Annotated in this window: 13 protein-coding genes and 1 tRNA gene; 9 read left to right on the forward strand and 5 right to left on the reverse strand. The window is 58.7% G+C overall.

Annotation, left to right across the window (positions count from 1 at the left end; all coding sequences use genetic code 11):
- Positions 1-173: 173 nt before the first annotated feature.
- Positions 174-710 carry a peptide deformylase gene (gene def / locus GSQ94_RS08355; RefSeq protein ID WP_254063741.1) on the reverse strand — a complete coding sequence of 179 codons (537 nt, stop codon included), beginning with the start codon at positions 708-710 and terminating at the stop codon, positions 174-176.
- Entirely contained in the window at positions 711-1,883 is a 1,173-nt protein-coding gene (aroC, locus tag GSQ94_RS08360; protein ID WP_158943099.1) for a chorismate synthase, read from the reverse strand.
- Positions 1,884-2,154: 271 nt separating this feature from the next.
- Here aroC and GSQ94_RS08365 point away from each other — a divergent pair, with 271 nt between their 5' ends.
- Together GSQ94_RS08365 and GSQ94_RS08370 are read left to right on the forward strand one after the other, a co-directional pair.
- Positions 2,155-2,613, forward strand: a complete 459-nt coding sequence (locus GSQ94_RS08365; RefSeq protein WP_158943100.1) for a hypothetical protein — start codon at positions 2,155-2,157, stop codon at positions 2,611-2,613.
- 167 nt (positions 2,614-2,780) lie between these two features.
- Positions 2,781-4,124, forward strand: coding sequence for an amidohydrolase family protein (locus GSQ94_RS08370; protein WP_158943101.1), 1,344 nt, complete (start codon positions 2,781-2,783; stop codon positions 4,122-4,124).
- 381 nt (positions 4,125-4,505) lie between these two features.
- On the opposite strand, the gene GSQ94_RS08375 is transcribed toward GSQ94_RS08370, so the two are convergent.
- Together GSQ94_RS08375 and GSQ94_RS08380 are read right to left on the reverse strand one after the other, a co-directional pair.
- Positions 4,506-5,486 carry a 3'-5' exoribonuclease YhaM family protein gene (locus GSQ94_RS08375; RefSeq protein ID WP_158943102.1) on the reverse strand — a complete coding sequence of 327 codons (981 nt, stop codon included), beginning with the start codon at positions 5,484-5,486 and terminating at the stop codon, positions 4,506-4,508.
- 91 nt (positions 5,487-5,577) lie between these two features.
- Positions 5,578-7,515 (reverse strand): peptidylprolyl isomerase, encoded by a 1,938-nt coding sequence (locus tag GSQ94_RS08380; RefSeq protein ID WP_158943103.1) that lies wholly within the window; start codon positions 7,513-7,515, stop codon positions 5,578-5,580.
- 264 nt (positions 7,516-7,779) lie between these two features.
- Here GSQ94_RS08380 and GSQ94_RS08385 point away from each other — a divergent pair, with 264 nt between their 5' ends.
- The gene (locus tag GSQ94_RS08385) at positions 7,780-9,393 is read left to right on the forward strand and encodes a S41 family peptidase (protein ID WP_158943104.1); all 1,614 of its coding nucleotides are present in this window, start codon (positions 7,780-7,782) and stop codon (positions 9,391-9,393) included.
- A 76-nt stretch (positions 9,394-9,469) separates the two neighbouring features.
- On the opposite strand, the gene GSQ94_RS08390 is transcribed toward GSQ94_RS08385, so the two are convergent.
- A tRNA-Gly gene (locus GSQ94_RS08390) sits at positions 9,470-9,544 on the reverse strand.
- A 119-nt stretch (positions 9,545-9,663) separates the two neighbouring features.
- Between GSQ94_RS08390 and dinB the strand changes: the two genes are divergently transcribed.
- The 6 genes from dinB to GSQ94_RS08420 all read left to right on the forward strand — a co-directional run bounded on the left by dinB (position 9,664) and on the right by GSQ94_RS08420 (position 16,041).
- Positions 9,664-10,722 carry a DNA polymerase IV gene (gene dinB, locus GSQ94_RS08395; RefSeq protein ID WP_158943105.1) on the forward strand — a complete coding sequence of 353 codons (1,059 nt, stop codon included), beginning with the start codon at positions 9,664-9,666 and terminating at the stop codon, positions 10,720-10,722.
- A gap of 288 nt (positions 10,723-11,010) precedes the next feature.
- Entirely contained in the window at positions 11,011-12,090 is a 1,080-nt protein-coding gene (gene coxB / locus GSQ94_RS08400; protein ID WP_371417473.1) for a cytochrome c oxidase subunit II, read from the forward strand.
- A 24-nt stretch (positions 12,091-12,114) separates the two neighbouring features.
- On the forward strand, positions 12,115-13,797 hold the full coding sequence (ctaD, locus tag GSQ94_RS08405) for a cytochrome c oxidase subunit I (protein WP_158943106.1): 1,683 nt from the start codon (positions 12,115-12,117) through the stop codon (positions 13,795-13,797).
- Positions 13,797-14,408: a heme-copper oxidase subunit III gene (locus tag GSQ94_RS08410; protein WP_158943107.1), complete on the forward strand. Its 612-nt coding sequence runs from the start codon at positions 13,797-13,799 to the stop codon at positions 14,406-14,408. Before ctaD ends, GSQ94_RS08410 begins: the two co-directional genes overlap by 1 nt.
- A gap of 21 nt (positions 14,409-14,429) precedes the next feature.
- Complete coding sequence (locus tag GSQ94_RS08415) at positions 14,430-15,290, forward strand: hypothetical protein (RefSeq protein WP_158943108.1); 861 nt, start codon at positions 14,430-14,432, stop codon at positions 15,288-15,290.
- 10 nt (positions 15,291-15,300) lie between these two features.
- A complete protein-coding gene (locus GSQ94_RS08420; RefSeq protein ID WP_158943109.1) occupies positions 15,301-16,041 on the forward strand; it encodes a c-type cytochrome in 741 nt (246 codons plus the stop codon).
- Positions 16,042-16,061 lie beyond the last annotated feature (20 nt).

Genomic DNA, 16,061 nt, shown 5'->3' on the forward strand with positions numbered 1-16,061 from the left:
TCCCTGCGCGGGAGGCGATCGCTTCGTGACCCGTATACCTTGTCTTGGGACGTGAACAACCAAGGCCCTCGCGATACTCGGGAAGAAAAATCTTACGCCGACCAACGGGAGGCCGCTACTCCACTCATCGCGCCGTAACAACACCGCGAGCGGTCGAGAACGGCACGAAGTGCCTACCACTCGCCGTTCTTAATCAGCTTCTTGATCTTCCGAATCACCAGGTCCCGCTTCAACCGGCTCAGCCGATCGATAAACAGAACCCCATCCAGATGATCGATCTCATGCTGCATCGCTCTTGCCAGCAGCTCATCACCTTCAATCTCAAACCACTCGCCCTTCACATCCTGCGCCCGCACCTTCACCCACTCCGCGCGCGAAACCTTCTCGCGAATCTCCGGTAGACTCAGGCACCCCTCCTCCTCCACCTGCTTGCCCTCGCGCTCAATGATCTCCGGATTGATCAACACAATCTTCTCCTCCGGATTCTTCTTGAAGCTCACATCGATCACCGTAATCCGCTGCGAGATCGCAATCTGCGGCGCCGCCAGCCCAATTCCCTGCGCCGCATACATGCTCTCGAACATCTCCTCGGTCAGCTTCTTCAGCTTCGCGTCAAACACCGTCACCGTCTCTCCGCGCTTTGCCAGCACCGGATCCGGCCACTTCACCACCTCATGAATCTTGCCCTTCACACTCGCCTTAATCGTCACTCAATACGCTCGTATCTGCTCACAATAGCCATTGAAATTTCGCTGCATCTCACGCAGCGAGTCACCGCCAAACTTCTCTATCACCAGCCGCGCCACCGTCAGCGCAACCATCGCCTCCGCCGCTACCCCAGCCGCCGGAACCACGCACACATCGCTCCGCTCATACGCAGCCTTCACCGGCTCCCGTGTCTCAAAGCTCACCGACCCCAGCGGCCTCCGCAACGTAGAGATCGGCTTCAGATACCCACGCACCACCACATCCTCGCCATTCGAGATGCCGCCCTCCACCCCACCGGCGTTATTCTGCTCGCGCGAGAACTTCGTGAAGTGACCATCCCCCTCATACCCAATCGCATCATGCACCGCCGACCCCACCGACTCAGCCGCCGTCACCCCGCGCCCCAGCTCCACCGCCTTCACCGCCTGCAGACTCATCACCGCCTGCGCCAACAGCCCATCCAACCGCTCATCCCAATTCGCATGCGTCCCCACACCCGGCGGCAGCCCATGCACCACCACCTCGAACACCCCGCCTACCGTATCGCCGGTCCGCAACACCGCATCCACCTCGGCCTTCATTGCAGCCTCAGCCTCTCCGTCCACACAGTTCAACAAAACCTCATCCTTCAACTGAAGCGCCGCAATCTCCTCCCACGTCGCCGCTCGTCCAAGCTGCGCCTTCCCCACGCGAATCACATGGCTCGCAACCTCCACGCCGACGGCCCTCAGCAGCAACTTCGCCACCGCACCAGCCGCCACCCGCGCCGCACTCTCACGCGCGCTCGCCCTCTCCAGCACATACCGCGCGTCCGGAAAGTCGTACTTCAAACTCCCCGCCAGATCCGCATGCCCCGGTCGCGGCGAAGCAACAGCCTTATGCTTCGTCGCATCGCCCGTCTCTACCGGAAGAATCTCCGTCCAGTTCTTCCAATCGTTATTCGCGATCACCATCGCAATCGGCGACCCGATCGTCTTCCCATGACGAACCCCGCTCAAAATATGCGCCGAGTCCCGCTCGATCCGCATCCGTCCGCCACGGCCATAGCCCTTCTGCCGCCGCCACATCTCGCGGTCGATAAACTCCTGCTCCACGGCCACACCTGCGGGCATCCCACTCACCATTGCCACCAGGCTCTCGCCATGGCTCTCTCCCGCCGTAGAAAATCGCAACATCGTGTATCAAGCCCTCAAGGAATCCGCGCCAAACCTAAATTGTAACAACCAGTTCCCGTCTGAACCACCGCAGCGAAAACGCTGCAACAAACCCAAGCCTGTACCTCATAAAGAGGACATAGACGAACCGCAAACATTAAGACTGCCGGCGAATGACATCACCGACGCGCGAATCGTTCAAGCTAAACGCACAAAAACCATGCGGAGCGACAACCCGCAAGCAACTTGGCTTTTGAGTCGCGAATCAAATAGATGCACTTCGGAGAACGACATGTCCCTATCCAAATCGCTTGTCTTCGCTGCTCTCGTCGCTGGTTCCGTGAGTAGTGTCTCAGTAGCTCCTGCCCAGATCTCAGTCAACATCGGGGCAGCTCCTGTATGCCCGTACGGATACTTCGACTACGCTCCCTACCCCTGCGCCCCCTATGGTTACTATGGGCCCGACTGGTTCACAGGCGGCCTCTTCATCGGAGCCGGTCCCTGGTATCACGGCCGCGGTGGCTTCTACGGTCACGTAGACAACCGTTACGATCCGCGTCATGGCTACGCCGGACCGATGCCCGAGCACGGTGAGCAGGCCTTCAACCACTTCCATGGCAACGAAGCACGTGACCCACAGGGCCACGTAGGCAACGCCGGCCACGGCCCCGAAGGCGAACACAGCGCCGGATTCCAGGGCGGCGGCCATCCCGGAGGCGGCGGTAGCCATGGCGGCGGCGGTCACCACTAGACCCACGATAAAAGGAAGACCAAGGGGCGTCACTCTTGCATTGAGAGTGGCGCCTTTCCTTTTGTAGCCGCAGAGCACATCAGGCAAATCAAAACACGTCAAACGAAAAGCGATTGCCGCAAAAAACGAGCAGGCTCACAAACTCTCATACAATCGATCTCAACCTCATGAGCCCCAGTCGACTCACTCTCCTCGCAACGCTGACTCTTCTCGTCTCCGCGCTACCTCCCGCCGCCCACGCCCAGTCAAGCAATACTTCGATCGATCCTTCGATTGCCGCGCAGATCGCGACCATCCCCGCCATCGACAATCACGCTCACCCCATGCTCTCGCCCCCGGCCTATGCTACCGACCGCAACTTCGACGCCCTTCCAGTCGACTCGATGGAACCATATACCGACCCCGTCGGCATGCGCCCCACGCTCTCAACCCTTCACGAGGCATGGCAGGCCCTCTTCAACTTCAACGGACAGCCTCCGCTCGACCCATCCGGCATCAGCCAGCTCGAAGCCGCGCGAGAAAAAGTCCGCCAGCAACAAGCAAGCAACTACTCCACCTACGTCCTCGACAAATCCAACATCGGCACCATGCTCGCCAACCGCGTTGCGATGGGCACTGGCGTCCAGCCGCCACGCTTCCGCTGGGTTCCCTACGTCGACGCTCTCCTCTTCCCGCTCGACAACTCCGCCCTCGCCGCCGCCACCCCCGACCGCAAACTGTTCTTCCCTCTCGAAGACAAGCTCCGCGCCCAATATCTGCAACAGGTAGGCCTGAAGGTTCTCCCACCCACGCTCGACGCCTACCTCAAGCAGCTCGTAACGCCCATCCTCGAGCAACAAAAAGCCAACGGAGCCGTAGCCGAAAAATTCGAGATTGCCTACCTTCGCTCCTTCGGCTTCGACGACGTCCCCCATGCCGAAGCAGCGCGCCTCTACGCCTCGCTCCTTCACACTCAGCACCCGAACGAGCTCCAGTACAAACGCCTTCAGGACTTCCTCTTTCGCTACATCGCCGCAGAGTGTGGTCGCCTCAACATGCCCGTTCACCTTCACACCATCTCAGGCGGAGGAGGCTACTTCTCCATAGCAGGCGACAACCCTCTCCTGCTCGAGCCTCTCTTCAACGATCTGCGCCTGCGCAAGACCAACTTCGTCCTCCTCCACGGTGGCTGGCCCTTCGTCCACGAGATCGGCGCGCTCCTGCAAAAACCAAACGTCTACCTCGACCTCTCGCAACAATCCCTCATGATCCCCCCGCGTACCATGTCCTCCTGGCTCCGCGAGTGGCTCGAGCTCTATCCCGAGAAGGTCCTCTACGCCACCGACGCCTACCCCTACTCCTCCTCGATGGGCTGGGAAGAGGCCGCCTACATCGCCAACCGGAACGTCCGCGAGTCTCTCGGCATAGCTCTCACCGGAATGCTCCGCGACAACGAGATCACGCCCACCCGCGCCACCGAACTAGCCAACATGGTCCTCCACAAAAACGCCCAGTCCCTCTACAAATTCTAAGACGACGAGCAATAGCGGCACCCTTGCCTTTGCTTGTTGCCGCTGCATTTGCGGTTGTTGTTGCACTTGCGGTTGTTGTTGCACTTGCCGTTGCCTGTCCCTTTGTTGTCATCCCGCAGGATCTGCTGTTGCATGCCCCTTGCTTGCACTTGTGCCACCCCGCAAGAATGCTTCACTTGCGAAGGCCATCCTCAAGCGAAAATAAATCCCAAAAACCATGTCACATTTTTCAACGCCGAAAAATCGACTGTTAAAACTCCACATCACACCAGCGAAAAACCACGATGCCACCACAGATTTACCATCACAAAAATGCCAAGACCCTGCAAAAACCCCATAAAAACGCTCTCCCACCACCCAAAATATTTAACGCCCAAAAAGCTACTCGTCCTTCAAATAACGCTCCGTATTAAGCAACGCCCGGTCCATGCTCCTCACCCACTCGGTCACCTCGTCGCCGCTCTTCCCGATCGCGACCGCCGCTGCAAACTCATTCCGCATCGCCTGCATCTTCGCCTCGAGATCATCCAACGCGCTCAAAAGAATAGCCTCCGGCGTCATCGGCAACTTCGGCGAACCGAACTCATACTTCCCGTGATGGCTCAAGATCATATGCTCCACCAGCACCCGCAGCTTCTCCGGAAACGGCGCCAACTCCCGCACTTTTTCCAGCAGCATCCCCTGCGCAATGCTGATATGCCCAATCATCTGGCCCTCCAGCGTGTAGCTGAAGCTCGAACCCCACGAAAGCTCCCGAATCTTCCCGATATCATGCAGAATCGCCCCTGTAACCAGTAGATCCGCATTCACCTCCGGGTAAAACGGAGCCGTCGCCACGCACACCCGCACCAGCGTCAGCACATGCTCCAGTAGCCCACCCAGCCACGCATGATGCAGCCTCTTCGCTGCAGGAGCAGCCTTGAAGGCAGGCCCTATCTGCTCATCGTCAAGGAACGCAAACACCAACCGCCGCAGCTCCGCATCCTTGAAGGCCGAGACATATCCACGCAATTCTGCCCACATCTCTTCCACATCGAACTTCGTCGAAGGCTGAAAGTCTTTCGGATCGATCTCCGACTCCGCCGCCATCCGCAGCTTCTTGAGAGTGATCTGAAACTTCCCCTGGTACTTGGAGATATCCCCCTGCACCTTCACGTAGCAGCCCTCAGAGCAGCTGGCGATCGCCTCGGTGACGTCGTCCCACATCCGCGCCTCAAGCGAGCCAGTCTTATCGCTTACTGTCAACGCAAGGAACTGCCCACCCTGCTTCTTCTCCCTCACCTGCATCGACGTCAGAACAAAGTAAGTCGTCACTGTCGCGTTATCGAACCGCGCCGCATCTTCAATAAAAAAGTCTTTCATCGCATCCAGAATACCGCGCACTACCCGCGAGCAACGCTCCCCGCAAACAGAAACGCGAGAACCGAAGCCCTCGCGCTGCGAAACACATCACCTACTGTTGTGGTGGTGGAGTTGGAATGGGAGCTCCCGGTGTAGCCGGAGGCTGACCTGCATCCGGAGGATTGCTGGCTGGAGGCGCACTAGCCGGAGGCAGCGTCGTCTTATCACTCGTCTTGGGTGCCGGTGTCCCGGTTCCATGAACCCCCTCAAGTGCAGTTCCACGGTCAGGAGCTTTTGATGGCGTCTCCTCCAGCGGAGCCTTGGGAACAGGAGTCTTCTCCTGCAGCCGCTCCTTCTTCGCCCCCTTCAGCTTCTTCTTCTTTTTCTTCTTTACTGTGTCGCCGTTCAGTCCCAGGGGTGCGGCCTGAGTCTGCTGTGTCGCCTTCTCTTCAGAATCGGCCGGAGCAGGCGCAGCTGCCGCCTTCTCCTTCACCTTCTTTACCTTCGCCGCCTTCTTGGTCGCGTTATAGGTCTTCGCGCGATCGCTGAAGCGGCTCTTCCCGGCCACTGGCGTCGCAGCAGCCAGTGGATTCTGTCCGGTATCAGAGCTCGATTGCTGCACAGATGCGTCGAGCGGCGCAATCGCAGTTCCAGGCGCAGAGGAGGCAGATCCTGCTCCAACCCCCACATCGCTCCCCGAAGCAGTCTCCTCCGGTCCCGCCGGCAAGGAGTTTTGTGGAGCCTGTCCAAACCGAACCTTCTCTCGCTTGATCTTCTTCGGTTTCGCAGGCTTCCCGTTCTTAGTCGTCGTAGACGCGACGGCCGGAACCGCAGCAGCCGCAGGCGTCGCAGAGGTCTTCGCAACGGTCGAGAACTTCGTGCCGCGATCAAATCTCTTCTTCTGATGGGCAGCCTTCTTCTTCACGGCCGGTGGTGCATACGCGGTAAACACTGGCTTGGTCTGCTTCGCGCTGGCTCCCGAATCCACATACCCGGCGCGAATATCGATGTACGCCTCTTCCCGCAGCTTCGTCAGGTAGGCGCGCAGCGCTGGCTGCATCTGATCCGTATAGATCGCCTCTTGAATCTGCGGCTCAATCTCTTTGATCGGCGGCACGCCAGCAGCTACATGGTCGGTTACCTTCAAAATCACAAACCCCTGCCGCGTTCGGATTGGTGCCGTCCACTCTCCCTTCTTCAGGTCGAACGTCTGGTCCTCCAGAACCTTTGCCAGTGCCCCGCGCTTGTAAAGTCCCAGGTCCCCACCCTTGTCCGCCGTCGGTCCACCAGAGTTGGCCTTCGCCAAATCCTCGAAGCTGCCACCGTCCTTCAGCTTCGCCTCAACTCCCTCCGCTTTGGCCTTCGCCTGGGCCACAGTCGCATCATCGGCATCGGCGGCGGTCGGGATCAGGATCTCGCTCAGTTTGATCTGCTCCGGCTGGGCAAACTCCTGCTTATGGGCCTCGTAGTACGCCTGTTCCTGGCCTTGCGTCATCTGCAACCGACGCCCTACCTCATCCCGCACTACCTGCTGGGTAATCACGTTATCGCGAATGCCGGCTTTGAAATCCTCAAAAGAGACGCCCTGTTGCCGCGCCGCCTTCTCCAGGTCCTCTAGCGTATCCATGTGGTTCTGCTTGCGAATCTCGTCCAGCCGGCGAATCACATCGGCGTCCGCGTTGATTCCAAGCTCTTTCCCTCGGGAAAGCAGCAGCTGCTTGTCGATCATGTCGCGCAGCAGATTCTTTTGTCTCTCTGCCGCATCCGCAGCGCTCGCCCCCGTCTGCCTGTTCTCCTCGACCAGCTGCTGTTCGGCCCGCTCGACGTCACTCCGGCTGATGATCTGGTCGTTCACATGTACGACCACATCCTCCACCACCGTTCCATTCGGAGTAATCGGCTGGGTGACAGGCAGCGTCAGCACCGGTTGCGGTGCATTCGGAACGCTCAAAGGGCTCTGGTACCGCGGCGCCTGTGCTTGCACCACTCCCGGCAGTGCCAGCAAACCTAGCCCGCACACCACCGCAAACTGCGAAATTCTCAAGGTCATCTTCACTCGTATCTTTATCAACATCCCCGGTAAACTCCGGGTCCGAACGTCATCGCCCAACACGCCTGCCCTGTGTTTTTTAGACTCAACCCAGGATGAGACGGTATCCGTACCCAATTCTAACTGCCACACCCGGAACAAGCGAATCCCTCTTTCGCTCGCAGCCCGGGCTCACCCTAGGATGCTATACTCCGTCCAAGATAGGACGTCTGTCCCAGCGCATCTTTAAGCGCCGTCTCCACCCTTTTTGAGGTAACCCAGCCCATGGCTCCCCGCACCCGCCGCGCACTCTTCTCCGCTACTGTTTTTCTCGCAACCTGTGCCGTCGTCGGCTCCTTCATCAACCAGAAGGTCGCCGCTCAGTCCGCTAGCGATGAGTCCACCCTGCGCGACTCGCTTCACTCGTTCACCAACGTCTACTCTCTGGTCGAACAGAACTACGCCGAGCCCCTCAACACCGACAAAACCGACAAAGCGATCTACGACGGCGCCATCCCCGGCATGCTTCACGTCCTCGATCCCCACTCCAACTTCTACGATCCCAAAGCCTACGCCCAGATGCGCGAGGATCAGCACGGTAAGTACTACGGCGTAGGTATGACGATCCAGCCCCAGCCCACCGCTTCTGGAAAGACCAAGATCGTCGTTCTCTATCCGTTCGAGGGGACGCCTTCCTTCAAAGCCGGCATCCGTCCCGGCGACGAGATCCTGACTGTCGATGGCAAGTCCACCGAGGGGATGGACTCCACCGCCGTAGCGACGCTCCTCAAGGGAGCACGTGGTACCCATGTCTCGGTCACTATGATCCGGGAAGGCTCCGCCCGTCCCCTGGTCTTTGACCTCGTCCGCGATGAGATCCCACGTCCTTCAGTCGACCTGGCCTTCCTCCTGAGCCCTGGCGTCGGCTATATCCACGTCTCCAGCTTCATCGAAACCACCAGTCATGAAGTGGGCGATGCCCTCGACAAGTTCGGCGACATCCACGGCCTCGTTCTTGATCTGCGCGGCAACCCCGGCGGCCTGCTCAACGAAGCCGTCAACATGTCCGACAAGTTCCTGCAAAAGGGTCAGATCGTCGTCTCTCAGCGCGGACGAGCCTTCCCCGATCAGGTCTACCGTGCCACTCGCGGCGAAGAAGGATCGAAGTTCCCCATCGTCGTTCTCGTAAACCGTAATACCGCATCTGCCGCAGAGATCGTCTCCGGCGCTCTTCAGGATCACGACCGCGCGCTCATCGTCGGCGAGACCACCTTCGGCAAGGGCCTCGTTCAGACCGTCTTTCAGATCACCGAGAACACCGGCCTTGCCCTCACCACCTATCACTACTACACGCCCTCGGGTCGCCTCATTCAGCGCAGCTATGACCACGTCTCGCTCTACGACTACTACTACGTCCGCAACGACGACGCCAAGGCGAAAGACAAGAGCAACCTCGAGGTCAAACTCACCGACTCTGGCCGCACCGTATACGGTGGGGGCGGCATCACTCCCGACGAGAAGATCGACAACCTGAAGTCCAACCACTTCCAGGACAGCCTTCTCATCCACTACGCCTTCTTCAACTTCAGCAAGCACTACCTCGCCAATCACACCGTCACCAAAGACTTCCAGGTCGACGATTCTGTCCTGCAGCAATTCAAAGCCTTTCTGAAAGACAACCAGATCGACTACACCGACGCTGACATCGCCGGGGTCAACGACTGGATCAGGGAGAGCATCAAGAGCGAGCTCTTCACCTCGCAGTTCGGTCAACTCGAAGGCCTCAAAGTCCGCGCCGAATGGGACCCGCAGATCGCCAAGGCAGTCACCTTCCTGCCCGAGGCCCAAACCCTCGAAGACCACTCCAAGCTGGCTCAGAAGAACACGGCAAGCCGCTAGTCTCGAACACCAGAAAACTAAAAGAAATATGGCGTTCAAGCTTTTGCTTGAGCGCCATATTTCTTGGCTCTGATTCTGGAGCGGGAGACCGGGATCGAACCGGCGACATTCAGCTTGGGAAGCTGACGTTCTGCCACTGAACTACTCCCGCCTTCGAATCTCATTATACGCAAAAAAGATACGCGCTCAGCCTGCCCAACCTTCCTACCCGTCCATGCATCGCTCGCACAATATACCGCCAAAACCTGAGGCCTATCATGGAGCTGGATCATGATTCGCAAAATCGTTCACGTCGATATGGATGCGTTCTACGCCTCGGTTGAGCAGCGCTACGATCCCGGGCTGCGCGGCAAACCTGTGGTCGTCGCATGGCGTGGCAACCGGTCGGTCGTCTGCGCAGCATCCTACGAGGCCAGGCGCTTCGGGGTACACTCCGCCATGCCTGCCGTACACGCAGAACGGCTGTGTCCCCACGCCATCTTCGTCCCTCCCGACTTCATCCGCTACCGCGCCGTCTCTCGCGCCGTGCGAGAGATCTTTCAAAGGCACACCGATTTGATCGAGCCGCTCTCGCTCGATGAAGCCTATCTCGATGTCACCGAAAACAAGACCGGACTCCCCACAGCAACCCGAGTCGCGATTGCCATTCGACATCAGATCTTCGACGAGTTACAGCTGACAGCCTCGGCAGGCGTTGCACAAAATAAATTCCTCGCCAAGATCGCCTCAGACTGGCGCAAACCGAATGGGATCTTCGTCATTCCACCTGACGAGGTACAAACCTTCCTGCCGCCTCTTCCTGTCGCACGCATCCCCGGCGTTGGTAAAGTCACCGAAGAGCGACTGAAGCAGATGGGAGTAATTACCGTCGCGAACCTGCAGGCGTTGGAGTTGAGCCTCCTCGAGCAGACCTTCGGCCGTTACGGAACACGCCTCCATCAGCTCGCCCGCGGCATCGATCATAATCCTGTCGTGCCCAACAGACCCACCAAATCCATCTCCGCCGAAGATACCTTCGCGCGCGATATTCCACTCTCCGAAACAGAAGAGCTGATCCGTCGCCTCGCAGAAAAAGTGTGGTCCGCCTCCCGTAAAGAGGAGCGCGTAGCCCGCACCGTCGTTCTAAAGCTGAAGACGAGCGAGTTCACCATTCTTACGCGCAGTTACACTCCCATTGCACCGCCCGGCTCCTGTGAAGAACTCACCGCGATTGCACTCTCTCTGCGCGAACGAATCACCCTCGAGCCCTCCCAGCGCTTTCGACTCGTTGGCGTAGGCCTTAGCAACTTCCGCGAAGAAGAAAGCCTTCAATCGCCCCTCTTCGAATAAAGCCTCTCTCGAAATAAATATGTTTCGCGTAAAAACTAAAGCGCCCGGCTAACTTTACCGCGCTCACACTTATCCTCATAACCAAATTCACCAAGCTTTAAATTGCAATCTACCAATCTTTTTTCTTGCCTCCCTTTACGCATCCTTTTCATCTAACGCGGTAAAGTCATACCAAGGCGAAAATTGTTTCGCAGGTTTATTCAACATTGACTGGATTGGGTTTAGCATCTTTTAAGACCCGTGGCTCCCATGCTCCTTCACTTGTTGTGCATTCGAGGTCATACCACCTTGTCTTTTTTTGCCAGATACACGCCAGCAGACACCGCCCGGACCAGGCCCGGGGCTGCGCGCATCCTGCGGAATGCAGTTTTTGGCACGAGCTTCGCTGCCGTTACCGCCTGTGCACAGTCTCCTACCAACATCTTTGATCCAGCAGGCACCCCTGCCCGCTCCGCCTTCGGGCTATCCATGCTGGTGCTCTCCATAACGCTGGTCATCTTTCTTATCGTTGCCGGCCTGTTGCTCTACGCATTGATCCGCTTCCGGCACAGGGAGACAGACTCCAATCGCGAACCCGCCCAGATCTACGGCAGCAACCAGATCGAGCTCTCCTGGACGGTCATCCCCATTCTGATCGTCGTCACGCTCTTCCTCACCACTACGCGCGTCATCCTTGTGACAGAAGCTATTCCCAAGCCCGCGAGCGCCATGGACGTCACCGTCATCGGCCATCAGTTCTGGTGGGAGTACAGTTACCCCAAACTCGGCGTCGTCACCGCCAACGAGCTCCACGTTCCCATCAGCGAGCCCGAATCGCCGACTCCAACCTACCTGACCATGTCCTCAGCCGATGTCTCCCACAGCTTCTGGGTGCCGCGTCTCGCAGGGAAGATGGACCTGATTCCAAACCGCGTCAACACCATGTGGATCGATCCCCATGAGACCGGCCTCTACCTCGGCCAGTGCGCCCAGTACTGCGGAACGCAACACGCAAAGATGCTCCTCCGAGTCTACGCTCAGTCCCCGCAGGACTTCGCCGCCTGGATCGAGCAGCAGAGCAAACCCGCCCAGCAAAACTTTCCCGGCAACCCCGCCGCCACCGAAGGCCAGGCAGTCTTTATGAAGAATGCCTGTATCAACTGTCACACCGTCAAAGGCAGCGTCGCTACTGGCCGCTTCGGCCCTGACCTCACCCATCTCGCTACCCGCGACACCATCGCCTCCGGCCCCGTCCCAAATACTCCCGAAAATCTAAGAAAGTGGATTGAGGATCCGAACTCCCTCAAACCCGGTTCCTTGATGCCGGCCATGCACCTGAACGATCACGATCTCGACGTCATCACGGCGTATCTCTCTCAGCTTCACTAACCCTTTACCGGAAAGAAGCGCAGCATGACTACAACTCCTGTATTGGAAGCCATCGACGAGACACTGGAGACTCAAGGCCAGCCACCGGTCAATGTCATCTACGAGTGGCTGACGACAGTCGATCATAAAAAAATCGGGCTGATGTACATCGTCTACGCCCTGCTCTTTCTCGTCGTCGGCGGCTTCGAAGCGATCCTGATGCGCATTCAGCTGGCCATCCCCAACAACCACTTCGTCTCGCCCCAGGTCTTCAATCAGCTCTTCACCATGCACGGCACCACCATGGTCTTCTTCATGGGAATGCCCATCCTCTTCGGCATGGGAAACTATCTCGTCCCGCTGATGATCGGCGCGCGAGACATGGCCTTCCCCCGTCTGAACGCCTTCAGCTTTTGGATCTCAGCCTTCGCCGGCATTCTCCTCTACTACAGCTACATCGGTGGCAGCGGCCTCTATGCCGCAGGCTCTGCGCCTGATGTCGGCTGGTTCGCCTACGCTCCGCTCACCTCAAAGGTCTTCTCGCCCGGACACAGCACCGACTACTGGACCCTCGCCGTCCTTCTCAGCGGCGTAGGCAGCATCGGCACCGCGCTCAACATCGTTACCACCATCCTCTGCATGCGATGCAAAGGCATGAAGATGAGCCGCATGCCTCTGCTCCCCTGGCTCTATCTCGTCATGTCCGGCCTTGTCTTTGTTGCTGTAAGCCCACTCACCGCAGCACAGGTCATGCTAACCCTCGACCGCTACCTCGGCTCGCACTTCTTCGATACGCAAGCCGGAGGCTCCGCGATTCTGTGGATGCACTTCTTCTGGATCTTCGGCCATCCGGAAGTCTACGTCCTGGTCCTCCCCGCCTTTGCCTTTGCGAACGAGATCATCCCCGTCTTCTCCCGCAAAGCCATGTTCGGCTATCCGGCGATGGTCGCGGCCTCAGTCTCCATCGGCTTCATCAGCCTCAGCGTGTGGGCCCACCACATGTTCACCGCGGGCCTTGGCCCGGCTGGCAACACCTTCTTCGTCTTCGCGACCATGGTCATCTCGGTGCCGACCGGCATCAAGATCTTTAACTGGCTAGCCACCATATGGGGCGGCAAGATCATCTTCGCTCCTCCCATGATGTTCATGGTCGCCTTCCTCTTCCAGTTCCTCATTGCTGGCCTTACCGGAATCATGCTGTCGGCTGCACCGTTCAACTGGCAGCTCAGCGCGTCTTACTTTGTCGTCGCTCACTTCCACTACGTCCTGGTCGGAGCCATCGTCTTCTCTCTCTTTGGCGCCTTCTACTACTGGTACCCCAAAGTCACTGGCAAGATGATGGATGAGACGCTCGCCAAGTGGCACTTCTGGCTCTTCCTCATCGGCTTCCACCTCACCTTCGACTTCATGCACGTCCCCGGCATCCTCGGCATGCCGCGACGTATCTACACTTACGAAGCCGGCCGTGGCTGGGACACCCTGAACTTCATCGTCGGGATCGGCGCCATCTTCCAGGCCGTAGGCACCCTCATCCTCGTCTACAACATGATCCACTCCTACTACAAAGGCAAAGAAGCCGGCCACGATCCGTGGGATGCCTGGACGCTCGAGTGGTCCGTACCCTCGCCGCCCCCGTCCTACAACTTCGCCATCGAGCCCACCGTGAACAGCCGTCGGCCCCTATGGGATCTGAAACACCCTGAAGATCCAGACTCGGACTACGAATAATGACAACCATCACAACTGCAAGCAGAATCCCCATCGATGGGCCGGTCGAAACTCCCTGGAAGCTGCCCTATCGCGGCACCATCGGCATGGCCTGTCTCATCATCGCCGAGTCTGCGATCTTCATCATCTTCGTTGTCGCCTACATCTACTACATCGGCAAGAGTCTCAGCGGGCCCACCCCCGCGCAGGTTCTCGAGCTTCCCATCTTCGGCACCATCTGTCTGCTCTCCAGCAGCATCTTCGTTCACTTCGCCGTCAGCTCTCTGCGCAAAGAGAACTATCGCGGCTGCACCCTCAACCTCGCGGCCACTGTTCTTCTGGGCACCATCTTTCTCGCTACCACCGCACGCGAGTGGTATCACCTCATCCACGACGAAGGCCTCACCATCAAGACCAACCTCTTCGGAACAACCTACTACTCGCTGGTTGGTCTGCATGCGACCCACGTAGTCGTTGGTCTCATCATGCTCTCTCTCGTTCTATGCTTCTCTCTAGCTGGCCTCGTCAAAGAAGAGCACTCCGAAAAACTCGAAGTCCTCTCGCTCTACTGGCACTTCGTCGACGCAGTCTGGGTCGTCGTATTTCTCGTCGTCTACGTTCTAGGCAGATAACTTCAGCAAAGGAGGAGCAGTATGCAGGAAGGTCAGTTCATGCCGGGCCACGAACACGAGCACCGGTCCCACACCATCATCCTCCCGGCCCCCACGCCGTGGCCCATGGTGCTCGCACTCGGCCTCTCGCTGTCAATCGCCGGCATGGTCACCCACTGGATCATCAGCGTACTGGGAGTTATTCTTGTGCTGCGATCCATGTTCGGTTGGTTCTTCGACATCTTCCCGCATGAGCTTCACATCGCCGTTCCGGTCCAGACCGGCGTCATGGAGATCTCGAGCACCCGCACCACCCGCGAACAGCTTCCTATCGGCGCCGATCACCGCCAGATGTTACCGGTCGAAACCTTCAGCGTCACCTCGGGCATCAAGGGCGGCATCGTCGGCGGCATCGCGATGATCGTACCCGCTGCAATCTTTGGCCTCCTCAAATATCACAGCATCTGGTATGCCGTGAACCTCCTCGCTGCTGGCGGCTTCATCAGCTGGGCCAGCGAGTCTACCGCCTTCCTCTGCCAGTTCCACCTCGAAGGCCTTCTCGCCGCTACTGGAATTCACGCCTTCACATCGATCCTCATCGGCCTTCTCTACGGAGCCATGCTGCCGATGTTCCCGCGCAAGCCGATCCTCACTGCCGGCTTCGTCGCTCCCCTGCTTTGGACCGGCCTCCTCTACTCGGCGCTCGGAATCATCAGCCCCGTCCTCAACGCCCGCATCAACTGGCTATGGTTCGTCGTCTCCCAGGTCGCCTTCGGCCTCGTCTGCGGCTTCATCGTCAACCTGCAGGTCAAGGTTCGCACTCCGCAGTTCCGTTCCCTGCCCTTCGCCGTTCGCGCTGGCATTCACAGCGATCTACCTCTCACGAAAGACGAAGAACTATGAGCCAACCCCAATGAGAACAGCCCCTCACAGACTCGCAGTGTTCGGCGCCCTCATGCTAATCGCCATCACCGGTTGCAGCCGCATCCACGGCCGCCCCGGACCGGGCCCCGAAGTCATACGTCCTGACGAGGTCCTTACCTTCGCTACTCTCTACAAAGAGAACTGCGCAGCCTGCCACGGAACGAACGGCAAGAACGGTGCAGCCCTCTCGCTTGCCAATCCCGTCTACCTGGCAGTAGCCGGAGAGCAGATCCTCCAACAGACCATCACCAAAGGCGTACCCGGTGGCCTCATGCCTGCCTTCGCCAAGAGCTCCGGAGGGACACTCACCGATCGCCAGGTCGCCATCCTCACTCAGGGCATTCTCCAGCAGTGGGGCTCACCAGCCGCGCTCGCAGGAGCGACTCCACTACCCTACCTCGCCACTCTTCCAGCTGATGCGGACCGCGGCCAGCAAGCCTACGCCACCGCCTGCGCGCGCTGCCACGGTGCGACAGGCGAAGGCTCCACGGATGCCACCAGTAAGACCGGCGCAGGCAAACTCGGCTCCATCGTCAACCCGTCCTATCTTGCACTCATCAGCAATCAGGACCTTCGCAGCATCGTCATCGCAGGCCGGCCCGACGAGGGTATGCCCGACTGGCGCTCCGACGCCGCACAACCTCTCACCGACCAGCAGATCACGGACATCGTCGCATGGCTTGCGTCCAAGCGAATCGCAGAACCAGGCCAGCCGTACCACTCTCACTAATCACGAAAGATACGCAGAAT

The sequence above is a fragment of the Granulicella sp. S190 genome (assembly GCF_009766095.1).
Classification (GTDB): domain Bacteria; phylum Acidobacteriota; class Terriglobia; order Terriglobales; family Acidobacteriaceae; genus Edaphobacter.